Raw genomic sequence first — 20,832 nt, 5'->3', positions numbered from 1 at the left:
ACGCTCATTCGTCTGCCAGAGCTGTCCTCCGTTCACCGCATCACTCGAACCTTGTTCAACCTTACCATCTGCTACATTGGTGATCTTGCCTGCTTCACCATCATGACTTGCGTCATAGGCCCCTTGCTCCTCATCCCAATGTAAACCAGTGTCGGCATCAGAAGGAGGTACAGGAGATACACGCTGTTCAACAATCTTCAAACGATCATTGAGATTGGATAGATTGCTGTTAACACCACCAAAGGCATCCGCTACATTCTTATAGGACTTATCACTCAGATCACCATCAGAACCAATTTGCTTAATGTTGAAGCTAGGATCAATCCACTGCCCATTCTCATACTTAGCCCCACCTCCAAAATACGTCGCCAATTGGTTACTCAGAACATAAAGCTGATGACCCGTAATCGCTTCCGTAGAATTCTCGGCAATCTCTCCATCCAAAAGATACTTAAGTTTACTCTTGCTCTTCTCTTCTCCTGAACCATGAAACGCAACAAATGCCCCCTCCTTAGCATCCCAAAGCAAAGCATCTTGAACGGTACCCGTTGCTTTAGAGATTTTCTCATAAACATCGCTCAGAACAACATCAACACCTGCAAACGCAGATCCAACATCAGTATGCTGATTACCTTGAATAGTGTAAATCGGTCTTGTACCATTGGATGTGTCTGCACCACCACCAAAGTAATTCGATACAGTGCGATTTATCTGCCCAAGATCATCATAAATACTATCTATATTTTCCTTGATCTCAAAAAGCTGAGCACCGTTCACTGCCTCCATTGAATCTGCAGTAATGATTCCAGCTCTCACACCAGAAATAGTGCGCGCTGCATTACCAACCCCTGCAACGCTGATTTCCCTCCCACCTGTTTCCTTACCAATAGTGATAACTGAATCTTCTTCGTCCTGCTTCACAAGAAAATTACCTTTTAGTGCTTTTTCTACCTCTTTTAACTGTGCATAATTCACTGCATCAGTCTCTCTCTCCCCTGCCATCACTCCTGTGATTTTTTTATTTCCAGCATTAATACCCCCCTCAGTGACGTTCGGACCACCTTTAATTATTAAACCGGCATTGCTTAAACTGCTAATTCCTGTTTCTACGCGATTAACTTTAATATATTCATTTAAATCAAAGGTTATCGTATTATTTTCACCTTTTACAATTTTAATATTGGTATTATCACTGTCACTATGACGAACCGCAGTAAAATCCACTGTACTTCCAGGCGAAACACCTGTACCATCTTTACCGTTCACAGAAAGGATCCAGCCTTCGTCTAACGATTCTTTTAAAGCTTTCAACTGAGCCACATTTACTGCATCGGTATCTTGAATCCCCGCTGCCACTCCAGTAATTTGCCGCGTTAGCTGACCTCGACCGTCCTCACCACCAACTTCACCAATATTAAAAGCACCTGCAGTACTTTTCCATGCTATACTATTATCCGTTGAGCTCTCATTTGTTGCAGGATCATAACCCAAAATGCCTTTTTGAGTAAGAGAAACAGACCCACCACCTATAGCAACACCATCCTTAACACGTACCAACGCATTTGAACCAATTGCAACTGAATAGCTTTTTTCAGCCTGAGCATGGGAACCTATAGCAATAGCATCTTTCTCATACGCTATTACGAATCTATCGTCCCCGCCGTCTTCTAACAGGTTCGCTACCACCTATTGCAATAGCACCACTCGCCCGAGCTTCAGCCTGTGAACCTATAGCAACCGCGTAATCCATAGTTGCCTTTGTTTTCGCACCTAAAGCAACAGCATTCAAACCAGATGCCTGTGCCATTGCACCAATAGCAACTGCAGAGTCCCCTGATGCTTCTGCTCCTATACCCATAGTAACACTTTCGTTTCTGCTTGCAAGTGCAGAAACACCAAAAGCTTGTGCTCCCCCAGCCTTTGCAGTCACACCAGCACCAAAAACCGTTGAGTAATTACCTGTTGCAGCAGATCCACACCCAACCGCAAAAAAATAAACACCATAAGCTTCAGGCATAATATTCGTACTACCACTAGTTATTGACCCCATATAACCACCAGAAGAGGTTGTAGTACCATCACCAGCCCAATTGACCTTTTCAGTCATTGTACCATAAGGATTACGACCTGAAAACGCTTGATTTTCGATAAATCTCCTATATTGTTCTTCTGCAGTTATTCGATTATCATTAGTGATTGCCTCCTGTTGTTTACCACCACGGCCAATGACATTATCCACACCACAGAGATCATTATCACCAGCAAAAACAATACTGCCATGACTCCCTGTTGCATAAGGAAACTCAGCAGTACTTGAGTTCTGCATGACCCTTCCTGTTATAGCAACATCGGCCGCAAAAACATGAGAAACGCTCGATAAAAGCGTAGCCATTGCAGTTCCTAATGAAACAACTTTAGCCCAATTTTGTATTGATATATTTTTTTCATATAACCTCCTCTAACCTCCTCCAACAGAGTCCAATGTTATCAAAACGTGCAAAAACCCTCCTGCCAAAACCCTGTTTGCACAGCCCAAAAAACAATAAATAAAGAAGAATTATCTCCCTTGGATGCCTGGATCCTTACAGCAACATCTAAAATAATCTCTGTAACAACATTGAATCTATAAAAGTCCCCACCCCTTTTAGCTAGAAGAATACAAACTCTAAGAATATTACACAATCTCTATCCAAACATACCTTGATTCATCTCATAACAAAAATAGCTCTTTAAAGGGAAATTCTGCGTTTTAAGTAAAACGCTTAAGAAGAATGGCAAGAGGATTAAAAATAATTTTTCATTAATTTGTAAAAAATAATTCTTAATAAACACAAAATAAAGTATTATTTATAATAAATGGTGCTTTTCAGCGTAAAGACCAAATTATTCGTAGGTTAAAGCTTTATTATAGCTGGATTTTGCTTCATAACTGATACATACGCAGCATACTGCTTGAACTAATATATTCGTTATGAAATCCTTTCCTGTGTCCTAAAAGGATAATATGCGAAATAGCCAAAAGATAATTAAGTGAATCTGTCGTTTAACATAAAGCTTTGCAAGATAAAAAAGATAGAGTTAAAGCAAGGTATGCGATAATTTATTGTTTTTATAGATATTTTATTGCTCAATGTGCTATTATTTACACTAGATTTTTATTTTGCAGGGTTGTTAATCTATATTTTCTGTGGTTACTAGATGTATTTTTTCAGCTTTGATTTGGCGTTTAAATGAAGTTTTAAAAGAAGCAACGTCACTTTGATTTCTTCTAATATCGTTGATATCCTGAATAAACTTTTGTAACTTTCCACAAAGCTCAGCGACTAATTCCACCCTATCTTTAAATGGAAGTTTTATTTTTGCATCACAACAGGTCATAGATGCTTACACTAAAGCTTTGTCATCAATCAAGAATGGATTTTTGTAGTTTAAAATCAGCTGCTTTCGCCTTCGCCATGTCTGTAAACATTCCATCTTCACCAGTGAGACGCCAACACAAATCCGCCCTGTAAGTTGTGTAACAGACAATTATTATAAACTCTGGTAGCTCATATGCCTCGATTTCATAATTGACAAAAGTACCTTTTTGTAAATTAAATCATTGTACAAAAATGCCACGTTCTTCGTTTTAGAACACTCGTCTTATTTTACACAACCGATTTACCAGTGCGGTGTTAGGTTCTTGTTCAGAGTGCTCCCCCAAATTATTCCAATACTAAATATTTTTTTGTAAATAAAATCTTTAGCATAAATCTTTTAGTACCATCCGTTATATTGGGGGGATATTACACATGTATCCTACAAAAATGGATGTTGTAGCATTTGTTTAAGTAAGAGCAAAAATTATAACAACCAAATCAGGTATGAGATCGCCATAGTATTTTAGAGAAGCTATCCCATCGGAGTATAACTTTGACAAAGCTCACCAAATACCCTCTCAGTGCCAAAAACACTTAGAAAAGCTCATGAAAAAATTAAACACATAATTGCCGATTTTATCAATTTGCACGCCAAGCAGATTTTTGTCAACTGCTAGCCCAAAAGTCTAGTCATATTCACACTGCAGAAAATAACCCAATATGTTTCCCAGTTTCTTCCACACTGCACAATAACACTACTTGAATCTCGGAATGTGCATGTTAAACTCATTTCTCATCGGTTTTAATGATATAAGATAAAAGGTTTATCAACCTCTAAAAATCAATATAAAATGGGAAAGATAAATTGGTATCCTGCAAAAGTGAGATTAGCACTCCTTCTGCAAAAGTTGAATATTTAATGCTTGCTCGTTCATTTGGGATTAAAGAAAAGGACAAATATTGAAAAGCCAGGCCTTCAATAATTAATACCAAAAGTTAGCCAAGCAATTCAAAGTAATATGGGTAATGAGCACTTAAATCTACCAATAATAAGATTTTGAAGACCTAAGAATTTAGTAATCATTTGCACGAAATTCTAAACATCTTTTTTCTTAAAGTAACGTATATAAAGTGATTAAATTTCCCTGACGAGAGCGAAAGAAGATTATAAATGAAGTACGCATTAAACATAACAACTAAAAAAAATCTTGCATGCAGCCCAAAAACTAGTTCAAAAGATTAGTAAAAGCCGTAATAATGATGATACAGTAAACCTGCATACGCGCAGTACTCATAGTATTTTAACGATACAGCAGAACTTAACGTGATGAGATGCACCTGCCCATTTACCGCACTATTGGCAAAAAATTAGAGCATGTGGGAAGGTATATACTACTAATCATTGATAAGACACAAAATTTTATCGCTGAAACAATTAATTAATTACGCCATTTATTGATAGCAATAGTACTAGCTTCGTTTTGGTAGGCAATGATGAAATTTAAGGTTTTGTTCATCATCAAAATGGTCTATCTTACAGGCAAATTAAAAGCCGTTTGGTAATAAATCTTTAAATGCCGTACGCCCTAGTAGAAATATTACCACACACCTTCATAAGGGAGAAATTGAAAACTCTGGACTAATAACGTTTTTGACAACCATTGGTTTAAAAGTCGGTGCCTTGCTCCAAATTGACAAAATCATTATGTTGCTATACATGACAACTCTTGATAATGACAATAGGGTAAGGTCTAAGCATATAAAAATCGCATGAAAAACTGCAACGTGGAAGTATGAGCATGACCCCTTTATGGGATAAAGAATTATCCGATACGCTTGTTGGTCTTTATGATAATTATCAACGTGGTTTTGACATTGGAGAAGAGCTTAAATTGTGTGTGGATTTAGCTTTAGCTCTTGAATTGGAACTAAGTATTCACCGTTTAAGCGAAACAGATGCGATTTTAAAAAAGGAAATTCTACAAACTTTACACCATCGCAGAAGCTCTCATTCTAATGAAGGTGAAACAGTTCATGAAAATGACACTGTTGCTCATATGGATTTTGCCGAACGCAAATAATGAAATATAATTTCTGTAGGGTAAGAAATTGCTTTATTTCTATCCTTAAATATAACACTAGAGAATTTTTAAAAGTTTTAAAATACTCTGTTATTGATATCCTATGAAAAAATGTTAATTGAAGAAACTCATCAATGCTTTCTGGTAATTCACCAAAAAAGCTGCTCACATTTGATAACCTCCATAAATTTTGTACTTTATTCGCAAAATTCTTATCTTGGCATTCGTTCATTTACACGATGAAAAGCAAAATATTAAATAATAAAGCATCATAAATGTTTGTAGAATGAATTATATTCACAATAGTTTAGTGCCATTTATTGTTTTTCGTTTTTAAAAAATAAAACAATAAGTACTCCTAAAAATGCAATGATACTTTGAAAAAAGTATATAGATTGAGGTGAGACATTGTTGGTATCTCTTGCCATAAGTAGATAGACTCCAAGGATAAGACACCCAGAGATACCATTAAAACTTGCCTGCAGTCTTCCTTGATATTTTGGATCACAATAATGTTGTGATAAAGAAATTGAAAGAGCCCAATTCGAAAGCCCAAATCCAATCATAAAATAAACAGGGAAAACAATGAATGTGTTTGTATTGACAGACAAAATGATAAGACCAATAGCCATAAAAGCAAATAAAATAGCCAGTGTTGTTCTTATGGATAGAACTTTACAAAAAAGCGGTGAAAGAAGTCCACCAGTCAACACCCCCGCTGAATAAAGCGCTTCAAACATTGCAAAAATTCTGCTGTCCGCTTTCAAAACCTCTTGTGTATAAGGAACAAGAATAACAGGAATAGTCATCAAAAGAGTCATAATAATCATCTGGCTTATATAAGGCATAAAAAGATCTGGATTATGCTTAAAATAACGAAGTGATGACATATAATTTTTCCACCAGCTTTGCTGGTTTTGATTTTCATATTCTCGGGTGTCAGGTACCCTCATCGCAAAGTTAAACAAACCAGCAAGAATAGAGAATATACCACCTATCAGGAGGGTTCCTTTTGCTCCTGCATACGCAAGTATAAATCCACTTAACCCCATACCTATGATAGTGCCCAATTCATAGACCACATCGATGGTCGCATTTGCATTAATCAACTGTTCTTTTGAAATAATACTTTGAATTAAAGAAACAGCTGATGGCATATAAAAAGAGATAAAAAAGCCTAAGAGAGCAGATAAGAACATCAAGTCAATCTCTATGCCAAACTGCCAAAATATTACCCACCCTACAATTACCAAACCTCTGACAAGGTTTGAAATGATAATCTGCATTTTACGATTGTATTTATCCGCCAATACACCAAAAAAAGGCGCAAAAATAATGCTCGGCATCCAAAGAAAAAACATCAGCAGCGCCACACCACCGATTGAACTTGTTTGACGGTACGCAAGCCATGACAATACGATATAATTTAGCCCATTTCCAAATGCAGCTAATAAACTGCTCAACGTAAAATAGAGAAAAGTTCTATTCTCGAATAGAACAACGCGTTCCTTCAAACTTGAAGCGAACATACATTACCCTTTAAAAAAAATACTATTCGATAGACATTTTAATTTTTTTAAAACATATATTGGTGTTCCAGCTCATTAAACTTAAGAAAGAAAATTTCGGATTTTATCATATTTTCTTAAATTTCCTATAAAAACAAAAACATTTATACATAAAGATACAATAAAATCAAAAAAATATGTATTTTCAGTTTATTTTGCATCCTTATCAAACCATCGCTTTATATATAATGTGGGATAATTTTACATCACTAAAATCTATAAAAAGAGTTTACGCTCAAGCTGTGAACACAATATGCTACCGTTGAGGTAACTTATTTGACCGCGCAAAAAAGTAAAAAATGTCTATCAAATATAAAACCAAATTTACATGTCTAATAAAAAGTCTAAGACGTTCTAAACATAAAAAAGAAGCTCTAGCAGCATAAAAATCGAATAAGTTAGCTGCATCATTGGCGTACCTTTTTGATGCAAAAGATACAACCAGTTATGGCCGATTAACTTCTTTTCTTGAAAAGTTTTCATGGAGAAATCAATAGCCTATGAAAAATTTCTGCTGTTTCCACCCCTACGAAAAAACAAGCGGATATACCACAGAAATTACATTAGAAGCGCCAAACAAGAGAAAGGAAGTATAGGAAATTAAATATGGTCAGAATAGAAAATCAAAGGGTAAAGTTTAACCTTTGATTGGTCGCGATGCACACTTAAAACAAAGTATAAACCTTGCAATTTGGTTTGATGATGAGGAATTAGAGTAAACTGTCTCCATCCTCCAAATAAGCAATAGGATCAAGTTGACCCTATTGCATGATAATAAGGAATAGTGGAATGTTTGCTCTATTACTAAATGAAAAGAAAAATTCTTTTTTAATAAAGTGTTGGTTAAATGATATGCTCAAGATGCAAGAAACCTTTTGTCAATTTACACCAAAAGAAGTTATCACATCTTATACATACTGCTTTCCAAATAATGTTGTCATTCCTGCTAAAAAGCTGCTCATCACAAATTATAATTTTAAGAGAAGAAAAAATACCCATTAAAGGATATTCAAATGACTTTTGAAAGATCTTTGAAGCCCCTTTGAAAAAATAAATTTCTACAAACCTTGGTATCAAACTATATAAAATCTGATGACAAGCTACAGTTAAATTATACAAAACCCATCAACAAGCTACAAAAACATTGCTTTGCCTAATATTTTGGCGGAGAGAGAGGGATTCGAACCCTCGATATGGTTTCCCATATACACGCGTTCCAGGCGTGCGCCTTCAACCACTCGGCCACCTCTCCAAAGGTGTTTGCACACTATACCCAGAAAGAAGCAACGTGCAAGTTTAAACTATACACTCAAAGTTCAAAAAATAACTTCATTTATAAAAATAAGATGTGGTACTTGTTGAATAACAAGCATACCCTTTCCTTTTAACAAGCAAACTTTTCCGTGGATATATCAAAATGCAATCACTAGATCTCTATAAATTAGCTATTTTTGGCTCATGCATGCACCGTTTTACTTATGTAACACAAACACTATCATCTTTACATTAATCATGCTGCGCATGCTTTTTCAAAAAGCAAATGATTCAGAATAACGGCCAACTCATTACCATTAATTGTACTGAATAATCAACAGGATAGGGAACCGCACTAACACTCACTCGTCCCAAAAATAAAAACGTAAGTCACAGAGATAATAAAATCCATTCCAACAAAAATAATTTATAATGTGCTTTCTTGACAAAATTGACGCACGCTCTTTCCCTTAAAGTTCCTCGTCGTCATCTTATAGATCATTGCTAAGAGCGCGTACAGCTCGCGCAGTTTCACATTGTAATGCTTTTTGAGCTAAAATTTTCATCTCTTCAAAACTATGCGCCTGCAAACAGGATTTTACTGAAGAAATATCACAGGATATCATAGAAAGTTCATTAATCCCCATCCCAGCTAAAATCATCGCTGCGAAAGGATCTCCAGCCATACCGCCACACACACTAACCCAACGATTATGTTTTTCTGCACCCTGAACAGTCTGATGAATCATGCGCAAAACCGCTGGATCAAGACTATCAGCTTCAGATACAAGATAAGGATTCTGTCGATCAACAGCCATGGTATACTGTGTTAAATCATTGGTTCCAATTGAGAAAAAATCAACATAAGCACTTAAAACATCTGCCATAATAGCAGCTGCTGGAACTTCAACCATAACACCAATCTTTAATTTTGGCGCACCAATATCATTGCGAATTTCTTCTGTGATCTTTTTTATAGCAAAAATCTCTGAAACAGACATGACCATTGGAAACAAAATCCATAAATCTTCACCCTCTTTTGCTGCCCGATACAGAGCACGCAACTGAGGAACCAAAAGATCACGTCGACGTAACAAAAGCCGTGTTCCCCGAACACCTAAAAAAGGATTATCCTCTTTAGATAAATGTAAATGTGTAACCTGTTTATCTCCACCAATATCAAGAACACGAATAATTAATGGCTTATCCCCGACTGCTGCAATCATCGCGTGGTACACATTAAATTGCGCTTCTTCATCCGGAATATTTGGACTATCTAAAAACAAAAATTCTGTGCGCATGAGTCCAACACCTTCAGCCCCTAAATCTAGCGCAACAGGAACCTGATCTGCATAATTGACATTAGCCATGATACGAATCCTTTGACCATCTGTCGTTTGCACTGGTAATTTATGCACGCGTATCTCGCTGTCACGCTTTTGTACAACAAGACTCATTTGTCTTTGAGCATCTTCAATATCTTCAGGAGCAGGATCAAGATAAATGGACCCATTATCGCCATCAATAATAGCATGCACATCACACTCAACTGCTAAAATATCAGAACCGCTAGCAACAACCATTGGAAGCCCCAGAGTGCGCGCCAAAATAGCTGTATGAGACAGTGGTCCTCCCCATGCCGTTACTAATCCTTGCACTTTTGTACAATCAAGATGAGCTACATCAGAGGGAGAGAGATCATCTGTGACAAGAATAATACCGTGCGGAATATCATCTAAAAAGAATGATCTATAGGATGGATTAATCTCACCTAACACACGACGACCAATATCAACTAAATTAACAGCACGCGCTGCTAATAAAGGATTATCTATCCTAGAAAATATATCGGCAAATTGCCGAACGGCTCTATCCCAAGACCAAGCGACACCATGACCTTCTGCCATAAAACGACAAGCTTGAGCTATCAGATTTTCATCTTCAAGCAAAACCATTTGCGCAGAAAAAATTGCAGCAGAATCTGCCCCCATACGTGCTGTGATATCAGCAATAACAGATGCCATTTTATGTTTGGTTTTTGTAAGGGCACTTTCAAGACATGCAACACCAGCTGCAAAACTTACTGGCTGATCCATTATGGAAATATCATTTTGCCTTAAAACAAAAATCTTACCAAGCGCTAACCCTGAACTTGCTCCAACACCAGAGATGCCTTTTCCTCGTATAAAACGCGGATACCAACCATGAAAAGCCTTGGTTTGAGATTCTATTTCTTTCACCATACATTTTTCACTTATGCTCACTTTCTTCACAACAGAAATTGCATCTTTAAGAAGTTGCGCACCTTCTGCAGCATCCGTCGAAAAAATCAGAACATCCCCGTTTTTTGCTCCTAATTGCAATAAACCAACCAAATTTTTCATTTCAACGGCATGCTGACCATGGCGAACTCTGATAGAGCCCTGAGCTTTTTTTGCAAAGTCAACCCAAAGAGAAGCTGGTCGCGCATGAAGACCACTTGGATAATCTAAAATCCATTCCTGACAAACTGAAAGATCACCTATAAAAGCCTTTCCCATTTTCATACCCTGACCAAAAAGAGTTTTAACGATCTGTTGTTTGTCCGCAGTTGTCAAAATTACTTCAAGCTGTTTCTTGTCAAATAAAAGACGCGTCAATTGTGTACAAATCTCTCTATAGCGATCTGGACAAGCTGCAATGGCAATAACCAAACGTGCTTTATTTCCATCCCGCCACTCAACACCACCAGGAATCTGTATAACAGCAACAGCATCCCTGATGATCAAATCACGACTTTCAACCATTCCATAGGGAATTGCTATACCATTTCCAAACCAAGTATTCGTTATTGCTTCGCGTTTGAACATACTTGCCAAATAACATTTATCAACAGCGCCAGCCTGCATAAGTAATTCAGCTGCAGCATGAATCACATCATTTTTATGATTAAAAGTAGCTGCAAGTTGTATAGATCTTATAGACAAGATTTCACTCGCATTAAAATCTATATTCATTACTTCTACTTCCTCACGTTTCATGATGAATTTAAACTACCTCACGTTTGATCATGAACATTCCTAATAGATTTTATTTCAAAGCCACATTAACCAAAATACAAAGTAGAAATAACACTTAAAATTTTCCTTTGTTGTAAAATATAATTAAGTCAGACATTTCAATACCCCAAAATGACTTATCAAAAAATTAGGTATCACTATCCCTCAAGTTACCTAAAACCATCATACGAAAATCTAACCCTACTCTTTACTTTCCAAAGCCACATAGCCCAATTTTTACATACCCAACAAACTGAAAAGTTATTTTTAAAAACTCCCATGATCTCAAGGTATTAGACATAACTCATCATTATCCCTCATATAAGAAAGTAGCCTCCTTCTAGTCACCTGCAATTTCAGATAATACTTTAACTCCCCCCCAACTGATCAACCCACCTTTGCCTTTCTCTGATCCACTCTAGGATTACAAAATTCTACAGTAGCCTTCCTCCCTAAAATTCCACGTGGCTAAAAACATCTCATGACATAAAACCCTCAAGATATAACTTTTAAGACACTGTAGGCTCCCTTCTCTCAAATAAACATATAGCAACTACAGAGTGTCCTTTGCCTCCATACCGCCTAAGTATATTTCTAAGAACAATATGTGAGACGGCTAAAGTCAACAAAAGTTCCACACATGACCTTCATTTCTAGGTATTCCGATAAGTGAAATCAATAAAGCTACAAAATGAAAAATGCTTTTAATTGAAACCAATCTTTTCTCTTACATACTGGCAGAGTTTATGTTCATGACGTTCAATAACAGAAAGATAAAAATACTCTTGATGTCGCTTATTGCATGTCTATCATTTTTATCACTTTAAACTTAATCCCCTTAACCGTAACTTCACTCTAGATTTATTGCCCTCCTAAACGCACACCATTTGCAGAACAGCTTTGATCAACATTTTTATAACATCTCTTACATATTTCTTATCTTCTAAACGGATAGCCTAACCACAACCCTAACCATTTAAAGAATATTATGAACACCATAGACGTCCATAAATTCGCTCACCTTTACCAACATGATCACACAAACGCTCCTATCAAACTTCCCTCAAATTCTCTGAAAATAAATTGTCTTTTAAATATAAACTGTTTAGTTCTGTTTCACGTATAAGCGTTAAAGAGAGAAAATGCTTTTGCTGTTATAATACACCAATTTATCGGTAAATTCCATCATCACATTAAGGTCTTCAATATAAATCAAACATAGCACCAATCTTTTGGTTATTTGAGAAATAATAATTCCTAAACTCTCGCTTTTCAGTTTCCTGTACACCACTAAATTCTATTATATCATCAACGCAAAAAAGGAAAGATAGCGCCCTACCTTTCCTTTTTAAGATTCATATCTCACAACCAAAGTCCGACGAAACGCCGACTTACGTAGAAAGCATTACAACCTACTCTGCTCCCTCTGCCATAGAAATAACCGAGACATACGAACGGTTATTTGCTTTCCTTTGAAAAGAAACTGTACCATTTGACAATGCAAAAAGGGTATGATCTTTTCCAATGCCGACATTGTCACCAGGGTGCCAGCGCGTACCACGTTGGCGAACAATAATATTTCCAGCAATAACGGCTTCACCACCAAACTTTTTAACGCCAAGACGTTTCGACTCTGAGTCGCGACCATTACGCGAGGAACCACCAGCTTTTTTATGTGCCATGGACGTTCTCCTTTAATCTTCTTTATTCTTTGATGCTACAGCCACTTTCTTCTGTGGTGCGATCTTTTTTTCAGCAGCTTTTTTGACCGTTTTCTTAACAGAAGCAGTGGCTTTTGTTTCCTTTGTCGTTTCTTTTGATACAGTGGCTTCTTTTTTAGGTTTTGAACCACCCATTAAAATTTCTAAAATACGAAGTGTTGTCACTTCTTGGCGATGACCACGCGTGCGTTTTGAATTCTGACGACGGCGCTTCTTAAATGCAATAACCTTGCGCCCACGTGTTTGCTCTGTAATCTCAGCCGTAACCAAAGCATCGGCAACAAAAGGTGCGCCAATAACCGCATTACCTTCTTGCCCAACCATCAGTATGTCTTTGAATTCAATAACCTCACCCGCATTACCCATAATTTTTTCAATTTTCACCACCTGATCAGCAACAACGCGGTATTGCTTACCACCAGTTTTAATGACTGCGAACATTTTTTATCCTTTCGTTCACTCCAGCTCTTATTTTACTCTTAGTTTGATTTCTGCCCTGTCAATAAGGGAAAATAGGCTGCTTTTTATCAGTCGTAATGGATCTAAAAGAAGGATAAAATACCTTCAAAACATAAACATGCGCGGATTTCTCCGCGCTTGCATTCGGTGCATATATGACGGAATTTCTATTCTCTGTCAATAAAATCCCACAAAAAAGCAAAAAAAGGTTGTGCTAAAAGTAATTGAAGGTTATCTAGCCGCCATATACTCAAATAGTGTGAAATTTTGTCGTACTTTTTGTTGGAGAGATGGCTGAGTGGTTGAAAGCACCGCACTCGAAATGCGGCATAGGGGCAACTCTATCGGGGGTTCAAATCCCTCTCTCTCCGCCAAAGTATTAGACAAAGCAATGTTTTTGTAGCTTGTCGATGGGTTTTGTATAATTTGACGGTAGTTTGACACCAAATTTTGTAGCAGTGTATCTTTTTCAAATGGTTTTAAATAAACTCTCAAAGGGTCTTCAAAAATTTTTCAAATCCTTCTCCCATTTTTGACGCCAAATTCTAATTTTTACCATTTTTCACTTTTTTTGATTTTCTTTTGTCAAAATTCAGTTTGATAAAGAGTGCATTTAATGGCTAAAAATACCCATAAAAAATGAACTACCACGTATTTCTACCTAATCCGACCTTGTCCCACTTAGTATAAAACAGAATATCATGCTCCAACCTTTAGCGTAACTCATCGGCAAATTTTGTACCAATTTATTTTTCCAAAAGCGGTTTTTGACCACTTCAAAGACCTTTCAAAATTTTTTATCTTTTTACACTCAAATTTCGATTTTTGTTTCACTCTTTTCTGAGATTTTACTGTCAAATTATACTTATTCTGCGCGTCTCCTCGCCTGAATATGTGCCAACAATCCTAATGTTGAACTATCGCGTTTATCAGCTTTGTTTTCGCCGCAAAGTATTGGCAACAATTCACTTGCTAATTCTTTACCAAGCTCAACACCCCATTGATCAAATGAATTAATATTCATCAAAACACCTTCGACAAAAATGCGATGCTCATAAAGTGCAATAAGACGACCGAGTGTATAAGGTGTTAACAAATCTTGAACTAACGTAATACTGGGGCGGTTTCCTTCAAAACTTTTATGAAGAGCTAAATTATCTGCTTCACACTCATCAATTCCATTTTTTATAAGGATACGCCGAGCATCTTCAACACTACGTCCTTTCATTAAGGCTTTTGATTGCGCTAAGCAGTTTGCTACCAACATGTCATGCATAAAATGTAAATTCCGCTCATGCCCTTTTATAAATAAAATAAATTCTACAGGAATAACGTCTGTTCCTTGATGCAGAAGCTGAAAAAAAGCATGTTGACTATTTGTCCCTGCGTTACCCCAAACAACTGGACCACTTGAAAAGTTTAATGGTTTTCCATCTAAAGAAACCTGCTTCCCATTTGATTCCATATCCAGTTGTTGTAAATAAGCTGGAAAATGCTCTAAACGCTGAGCATAGGGAATGATGGCACGTGAGGAATAATCACAAATAACACGATGCCAGAACCCTAAAAGCGCAAAGCGAATAGGAATATTTTTATGCAAAGGTACTGTTTTAAAATGTTGGTCCATATGCTGGCCACCTTTGAGAAACTGGCGAAAATTTTGACCACCTATTGCTAACATAACAACAAGACCAATAGCTGACCAAATCGAATAACGTCCTCCAACCCAATCCCAAAAACCAAAAACTCTTGAAGAATCTATGCCAAACTCTGCCACTTTATCAACCGCACTCGAAACAGCGACAAAATGCCTGCAAACAGCTTTTTCCCCTAAATGCGAACGAATCCATTGTCGTGCAACTTGAGCATTTGCAATTGTTTCAACCGTTGTAAAAGCTTTAGAAGCAATAACAAACAGGGTTGTTGCCGGATTCAAAAAAGAGAGCGTATCAAAAATATGTGCACTGTCAGCATTAGAAACAAAATGACAATGGGGACCATCGTGATAAGGTTTTAAAGCACATGTAACCATTTCAGGACCAAGATCAGAACCCCCAATACCAATGTTCACAATATCGGTTATCTTTTCACCACTCTCTCCTTTATAGCTGCCATCACGAACCATTTCAGAGAATCTTTCCATATGAATAAGAACATCTTGAACATCCTGAACAAGATCATGATCATTCAACATAAAAACTTCGTCAGCAGGCAAACGTAATATAGTATGAAGAACCGAGCGCTTTTCAGTTATGTTAATGGCCTTACCGGAGAACATCGCTTCACGTCGGCCTACAACATTTGCTGCGATAGCTAAATTATCCAAAAGTTGCAGCGTTTTAAATGTCACACCACATTTCGAAAAATCAAAAAGGAGATCATCAAACCTTAAAGAAAAATGAGAAAAACGCTGCTCATCTTCTAGGAAATGCCTACGGATATCACCCACCCCATCCTTTGTGGCATGTTCTCTTAAAGCTTTCAAAGCCGCTTCAAAAGCTTTTTCGTTTCGAATCAATAAGTCGTCTTCCATGGTCTTATTCCCCATGATCATTGACAATGAAACTTACACAAAAAAACAAAACAGAAGACGCCTCCTTTATTGCAACCGATTTTTACTGCTCGCATACAAAATGAAGGAGTAAAAAATTGGAAAGATAAGACCCGAAAGCGACATTTTTAAAACGAAAATAAAAAGTTAAATTCTCCCTACTAATCATTCAACTTGGCTAAATTCTCTTGTTAAGCGCAGAGATTCTTCTGCTTTTGGTCTCACAAAACGTCCGAGAAAGAGATAAATAACTGGTGTCACATAAAGCGTCAAAAGAGTTGCTAAACCCAAACCTCCAACAATAACCCAACCTAAAGCTACACGTGCTTCTGCACCAGCACCTGTGGCTAAAACCAAAGGGATTCCTCCTAAAATAGCACAGATCATCGTCATACAAACTGGACGAAGACGAATATTTGCTGCTTCCTCTATAGCTTCACGGACGCTTTTGCGTTTTTCACGCAACTGATCTGCAAATTCCACAATGAGAATACCATTTTTAGCCATAACCCCAACCAACAAAATTAAACCAATTTGACTGTAAATATTAAGACTAACTCCACTTAAAAGCATAGCAATTACAGCACAACCAATCCCTAATGGTACTGTCGCCATGATAATAAATCCTGAAACAAAACTTTCAAACTGTGCAGCCAAGACCAATAAAATAATCACAAAAGCAATTCCAAAAATAATCATAAAATTGGAAGATGTTTCACCAAGTGTAGCGGCTTCTCCTAAAGGAACAATATAATTTCCCTCTGACAAAAAAGGAGCAGCAATTTTTTGTACAGTTTGATAAGCGCTTCCTAAAACAATACCTGGAGCAAGATTTGCACTTAAAATAACAGCATTCATGCGTTTTTCTCGTTTTAGTTGAGGTGCAATAGCTTTTTCATGCAAGCTCGCAACAACCGATAAAGGAACATATTTATTGCCTTTGGTTTTTAAAAAAATATTTTCCAAATCATTAGGATTATTAATAGGATTCTTACGCGACGTTAGCTTTACATCATAAGAATGGTCATTCACATAAATGGAACCAATTTTTTTTCCATCCAACATTGTTTGTAACGTATTACCTAAATTAGTGATATCAATTCCTAAATCAGAGGCTTTTTCTCGATTAATTTCGATAAAAAATTGTGGTTGCGTTGCATCAACAGTAAGCCGTGGGCGAACAAAATGCGAATCAGCTTGCAAAGCACTAACAAGCTTATCAGCAATTGACTGTAATTTTGTATAATCATTTCCAAGAATTGCAAATTGTAATCCTTGACCTGTTCCTTTAACACCTAAAGAATTTCCTTGCGCAGCAAACGCAAAAACAGCTGGAAACTGTCTAACCTTTGCATTAACATCTTCCACGATCTCTTGTTGACTGCGTAAACGTTTTTCCCAAGATGAAAGTAACAAAATCAAAAAAGCAGTATTAGATGAACCACCAATGCCAGCAATAGAATAACTATTAGCAATTTCTCCAGTATCGCGTAACGGCTGTAAACTCGCTTCAATTTGCTCTACCTGCTCATTCAAATATTGTGTTGAAATACCCTGTGGTCCACTAATGACCAAAAAGATAAGAGCCCTGTCTTCTGCTGGTGTCAATTCCTGTTGTAGTTTCGTATAGCCTCCAATACAAAGACCTGCGAAAATAAGCGAAGCAAAGACAACAGCCCAAGGTCTTCCTAAACATTTATGCAAACTGTAAGCGTACCACTTGCTAAAAAAAGAGCCCAATCTATCCAAAAAATTAAAATAATGTGCTCCTTCTCCATTACCCCCAACATGTCCCTTAAGAAGGTGCGAGGCTAACATAGGACAAAGTGTTAAAGCAACAATCGAAGAAAGCAGAATAGAAATTGCCAATACAAAACCAAATTCTCTAAAAAGCCCCCCCACTTGCCCAGGAAGAAACGAAATAGGCACAAAAACAGCAATTAAAGTCAATGTTGTTGCTAAAACGGCAAAAAAGACTTCCCGTGTTCCTAAAAATGCCGCTGCCCGAGGGCCTAATCCCATATTACGCCATCGAACAATATTTTCAAGCACAACAATCGCATCATCCACCACAAGCCCTGTTGCCAAAACAAGTCCTAAAAATGTGAGAATATTTAACGAAAATCCTACAAGATAAATAGCAGCAATTGTACCAATCAAAGCAATAGGAATAGATAAAGCGGGTATAAGGGTTACACGAATATCCCTAAGAAAAAGAAAAATAACCAAGATAACGCTGAGAATAGCAATAACCAATGCAACCTCAACCTCATGAAGTGCACTCTTAATAAAAATTGCATCATCACTAATAATACTCAAATGCACAGAAGAAGGAATAACACTTTTGAGATGATCAAGAGTCGCTCGAACACCTTGAGAAATATTCAGAGTATTGGATTGTGCTTTACGGACAATTCCCACTCCAATCCCTGCCTTTCCGTTGACACGAAGAATAACCGTTTCTATATCAGGTGACAAAGTAACCTGGGCAACATCACCAAGATGCACATGAGGTTTTAAAACAACTTGTTCAAAAGCTTCCGGTGTTGTTAAACGTGCAGTAGCACGTACAATTAAAGTTTGCGTAGAATTGCGCAAAGATCCCACGGGTGCATCCGTTGTCATATCAGCAAGAACGCGTGAAATATCCGCCACGGTTAATCCATAGCTTGCAAGTTTTGCTTGATCAACGTCAATTTGAAAAATCTTCGTACGAGCATTAGCAACTTGTACATCACCAACACCATCAACTGCCGAAAGTGCATCAACAATTTGGTCATTTACAACCATTGTTAAATCATCAATACTCATTGTTGATGAAGTCACAACCAAATACATCATTGCAGCAGCATTCGAATCTGCTTTAATGATCATAGGTGTATCAGCATTTTTGGGTAAAGAGTAAGTAATGCGAGAGAGAGCATCGCGGATATCAGATGCTGCAACATTCAAATCAACGCCAACATTAAAATTAATCTCCACACGGGAACTGCCAAAAGAAGAACTTGAAGAAATCGTCTTAACACCTGAAACACGAGAAACGGCATCTTCTATAACTCTTGTAATTTCTCGATCAATTGTTTCTGCTGATGCACCAGAAAAAACCGTCATAATTGTCATCACTGGGATATCAACATCTGGCAGTTCGCGCACATCAACATTCAACCACGCAGTAATTCCTGCAATTACGATTATAGCATTCAAAACAAAAGTGAAAATGGGCCTGCGAATAAATAATGCAATCATACCGCCTTGCTCTGTCTGCGTCATAGGCTGCTTCGTATTAGACTCTTGACTCATTGTACACCCCGTCGACGAGGTACTAATAACTGCTGTTGATAGGACTTTGACTCATTAATGGTAACCTTGCTTCCTGGATGAAGCATTTGTACTCCCTGAATAACGACTTGATCACCTTTGTTTAGGGGTGCTTTCACAAATACCTGATCTGCTGTATGTCGAATAATGGACACGGGTATGGGCTCTACCTTATCCTCTCTTACACGCCAAACAAATGATCCTTTGCTATCCCATTGAACTGCAAGAGGATGAACGACAGGGAAAGAACCACCATAAAATTGCAACGCAACAGAAAAAGACATACCAGACATGAGCGTATCTTTTTCGTTGTTAATTTCAACCTGAATATGAAGCGTGCGACTTTCTGGATCAACGATATTATCAATCGCATAAATATGACCAACAAAAGTTTTATCTGGCTGCGCTGTTAATGCTGCAGTCACCTCATCTCCTTTATGAATACGCAATGCGTATCGTTCAGGAACCCATATATCAACCAAAATACGTTCTCTATTCTCAATACGACCTATTATGGTATTAAGGGTCACAACATTGCCCTCATCAATAGGTAAAATGCCAATGACTCCACTAATTGGTGCAAGAATTTTTCGCCGATCGAGGTCTAACTCAGCATTCTGTAAAACCAAATTCGCGTTATCCAATTCTAAGCGTGCGGTAATTTCTTGAACCTCTGTCGCTATCTTGCTGTCCCGTAATTTAAGAATACGGGAAAGCGTTAACGCACTATTATCACGTTGTACTTTTGCTTTTGCAGCCGCTATTTCCTCCTTTTTAGAATCAAGCTTTGCAATCACATCACCCGCTTGTATTTTTGAACCAGCTGATACAAAAAGCTTATCAACAATACCCGATGACAAAGGAGTCAACTCCACCTCAGCAAACGCTCGTCCACTTCCAAGTACATTCAACTTTTCATACAAGTCTTGAATCTTTACAAAATCAACGACAACATTTGTTGGGGGTCTTCCCATGGTCATCTTTGAAGTTTTATGCAATGCACTTGTTGCTTTACCTACTAAAGGAGTGCGTTGTTCTGAATTTTGTTTCCCTGCCCAATAAGTAATCATCAAAACAACAACGAACAACACCAGTGGGAAGGCCTTTTTTAATAACTCCATACATTTACCCTTACTGCATTATGAATATGCAAATTTTTCTGAAACAGTTCTCAACAGTAATATGCGAGTTTCATGCAAAAACCGACCTGCAGGTAGCATGTATTGCCCCCACCGCAAAAAACATATCTCAATTTTTTGCTTGACTATCTTTGATAAACTAAGACGTCAAGTTAATTATCGTTCATCTAATTATCGCTCATCTTAAGTCATACCGGTCACAAAATAAAGAAATGGCCTTACAAAATCGCCTGAAACCAAAAAGATACGATAGCCTTTTTTTTACATATATTATCAATAAAAAGATAAAATTTTTATTTCAACCAAGTTTCACTTGCAATTTTTCAATGAAACGATTAGGAACC

General features: G+C 37.3%; 10 protein-coding genes, 2 tRNA genes and 1 pseudogene. 2 read left to right on the top strand and 11 right to left on the bottom strand.

All coding sequences use genetic code 11. The features are described from left to right. From HNQ69_RS04635 to HNQ69_RS04625, 3 genes and pseudogenes are all read right to left on the bottom strand, one after another. Nucleotides 1-1,686 (bottom strand): annotated as a pseudogene (locus HNQ69_RS04635) (adhesin); the annotation flags it as partial. Beyond that, on the bottom strand, nt 1,649-2,392 hold the full coding sequence (locus tag HNQ69_RS04630; RefSeq protein ID WP_183228902.1) for a hypothetical protein: 744 nt from the start codon (nt 2,390-2,392) through the stop codon (nt 1,649-1,651). The gene HNQ69_RS04630 and the pseudogene HNQ69_RS04635, both read right to left, overlap by 38 nt. A gap of 779 nt (nt 2,393-3,171) precedes the next feature. Further along, nucleotides 3,172-3,378: a hypothetical protein gene (locus HNQ69_RS04625; protein ID WP_183228901.1), complete on the bottom strand. Its 207-nt coding sequence runs from the start codon at nt 3,376-3,378 to the stop codon at nt 3,172-3,174. A gap of 1,780 nt (nt 3,379-5,158) precedes the next feature. Between HNQ69_RS04625 and HNQ69_RS04620 the strand changes: the two genes are divergently transcribed. Continuing rightward, nucleotides 5,159-5,440, top strand: a complete 282-nt coding sequence (locus HNQ69_RS04620) for a hypothetical protein (RefSeq protein WP_183228900.1) — start codon at nt 5,159-5,161, stop codon at nt 5,438-5,440. A 317-nt stretch (nt 5,441-5,757) separates the two neighbouring features. Here the strand turns inward: HNQ69_RS04620 and HNQ69_RS04615 are convergent, their stop codons facing one another. The 5 genes from HNQ69_RS04615 to rplU form a co-directional block, all read right to left on the bottom strand. Further along, nucleotides 5,758-6,969, bottom strand: a complete 1,212-nt coding sequence (locus tag HNQ69_RS04615; protein ID WP_183228899.1) for an MFS transporter — start codon at nt 6,967-6,969, stop codon at nt 5,758-5,760. A 1,201-nt stretch (nt 6,970-8,170) separates the two neighbouring features. After that, a tRNA-Ser gene (locus tag HNQ69_RS04610) sits at nt 8,171-8,260 on the bottom strand. 493 nt (nt 8,261-8,753) lie between these two features. Further along, nucleotides 8,754-11,258: a phosphoenolpyruvate--protein phosphotransferase gene (gene ptsP, locus HNQ69_RS04605; protein WP_183228898.1), complete on the bottom strand. Its 2,505-nt coding sequence runs from the start codon at nt 11,256-11,258 to the stop codon at nt 8,754-8,756. A gap of 1,454 nt (nt 11,259-12,712) precedes the next feature. Continuing rightward, nucleotides 12,713-12,982: a 50S ribosomal protein L27 gene (rpmA, locus tag HNQ69_RS04600; protein ID WP_183228897.1), complete on the bottom strand. Its 270-nt coding sequence runs from the start codon at nt 12,980-12,982 to the stop codon at nt 12,713-12,715. A gap of 12 nt (nt 12,983-12,994) precedes the next feature. Continuing rightward, complete coding sequence (gene rplU / locus HNQ69_RS04595; protein WP_183228896.1) at nt 12,995-13,462, bottom strand: 50S ribosomal protein L21; 468 nt, start codon at nt 13,460-13,462, stop codon at nt 12,995-12,997. Nucleotides 13,463-13,764: 302 nt separating this feature from the next. Here rplU and HNQ69_RS04590 point away from each other — a divergent pair. Next, nucleotides 13,765-13,854, top strand: a tRNA-Ser gene (locus HNQ69_RS04590). Nucleotides 13,855-14,345: 491 nt separating this feature from the next. Here HNQ69_RS04590 and pgi read toward each other — a convergent pair. From pgi to HNQ69_RS04575, 3 genes are all read right to left on the bottom strand, one after another. Beyond that, nucleotides 14,346-16,013 carry a glucose-6-phosphate isomerase gene (gene pgi, locus HNQ69_RS04585; RefSeq protein ID WP_183228895.1) on the bottom strand — a complete coding sequence of 556 codons (1,668 nt, stop codon included), beginning with the start codon at nt 16,011-16,013 and terminating at the stop codon, nt 14,346-14,348. 183 nt (nt 16,014-16,196) lie between these two features. Beyond that, nucleotides 16,197-19,331, bottom strand: a complete 3,135-nt coding sequence (locus HNQ69_RS04580) for an efflux RND transporter permease subunit (RefSeq protein ID WP_183228894.1) — start codon at nt 19,329-19,331, stop codon at nt 16,197-16,199. Beyond that, on the bottom strand, nt 19,328-20,470 hold the full coding sequence (locus HNQ69_RS04575) for an efflux RND transporter periplasmic adaptor subunit (protein ID WP_183228893.1): 1,143 nt from the start codon (nt 20,468-20,470) through the stop codon (nt 19,328-19,330). Before HNQ69_RS04575 ends, HNQ69_RS04580 begins: the two co-directional genes overlap by 4 nt. Nucleotides 20,471-20,832 lie beyond the last annotated feature (362 nt).

The sequence above is a fragment of the Bartonella callosciuri genome (assembly GCF_014203215.1).
GTDB classification, from domain to species: Bacteria; Pseudomonadota; Alphaproteobacteria; order Rhizobiales; family Rhizobiaceae; genus Bartonella; species Bartonella callosciuri.
This window is presented reverse-complemented; position numbering and strand designations above follow the sequence as displayed.

Bases quoted from the DNA above. Each gene is read 5' to 3' on its own strand.
- HNQ69_RS04630 (WP_183228902.1), bottom strand. From the start codon at position 2,392: ATGGCTACGCTTTTATCGAGCGTTTCTCATGTTTTTGCGGCCGATGTT.
- HNQ69_RS04625 (WP_183228901.1), bottom strand. From the start codon at position 3,378: ATGACCTGTTGTGATGCAAAAATAAAACTTCCATTTAAAGATAGGGTG.
- HNQ69_RS04620 (WP_183228900.1), top strand. From the start codon at position 5,159: ATGACCCCTTTATGGGATAAAGAATTATCCGATACGCTTGTTGGTCTT.
- HNQ69_RS04615 (WP_183228899.1), bottom strand. From the start codon at position 6,969: ATGTTCGCTTCAAGTTTGAAGGAACGCGTTGTTCTATTCGAGAATAGA.
- ptsP (WP_183228898.1), bottom strand. From the start codon at position 11,258: ATGAATATAGATTTTAATGCGAGTGAAATCTTGTCTATAAGATCTATA.
- rpmA (WP_183228897.1), bottom strand. From the start codon at position 12,982: ATGGCACATAAAAAAGCTGGTGGTTCCTCGCGTAATGGTCGCGACTCA.
- rplU (WP_183228896.1), bottom strand. From the start codon at position 13,462: ATGTTCGCAGTCATTAAAACTGGTGGTAAGCAATACCGCGTTGTTGCT.
- pgi (WP_183228895.1), bottom strand. From the start codon at position 16,013: ATGGAAGACGACTTATTGATTCGAAACGAAAAAGCTTTTGAAGCGGCT.
- HNQ69_RS04580 (WP_183228894.1), bottom strand. From the start codon at position 19,331: ATGAGTCAAGAGTCTAATACGAAGCAGCCTATGACGCAGACAGAGCAA.
- HNQ69_RS04575 (WP_183228893.1), bottom strand. From the start codon at position 20,470: ATGGAGTTATTAAAAAAGGCCTTCCCACTGGTGTTGTTCGTTGTTGTT.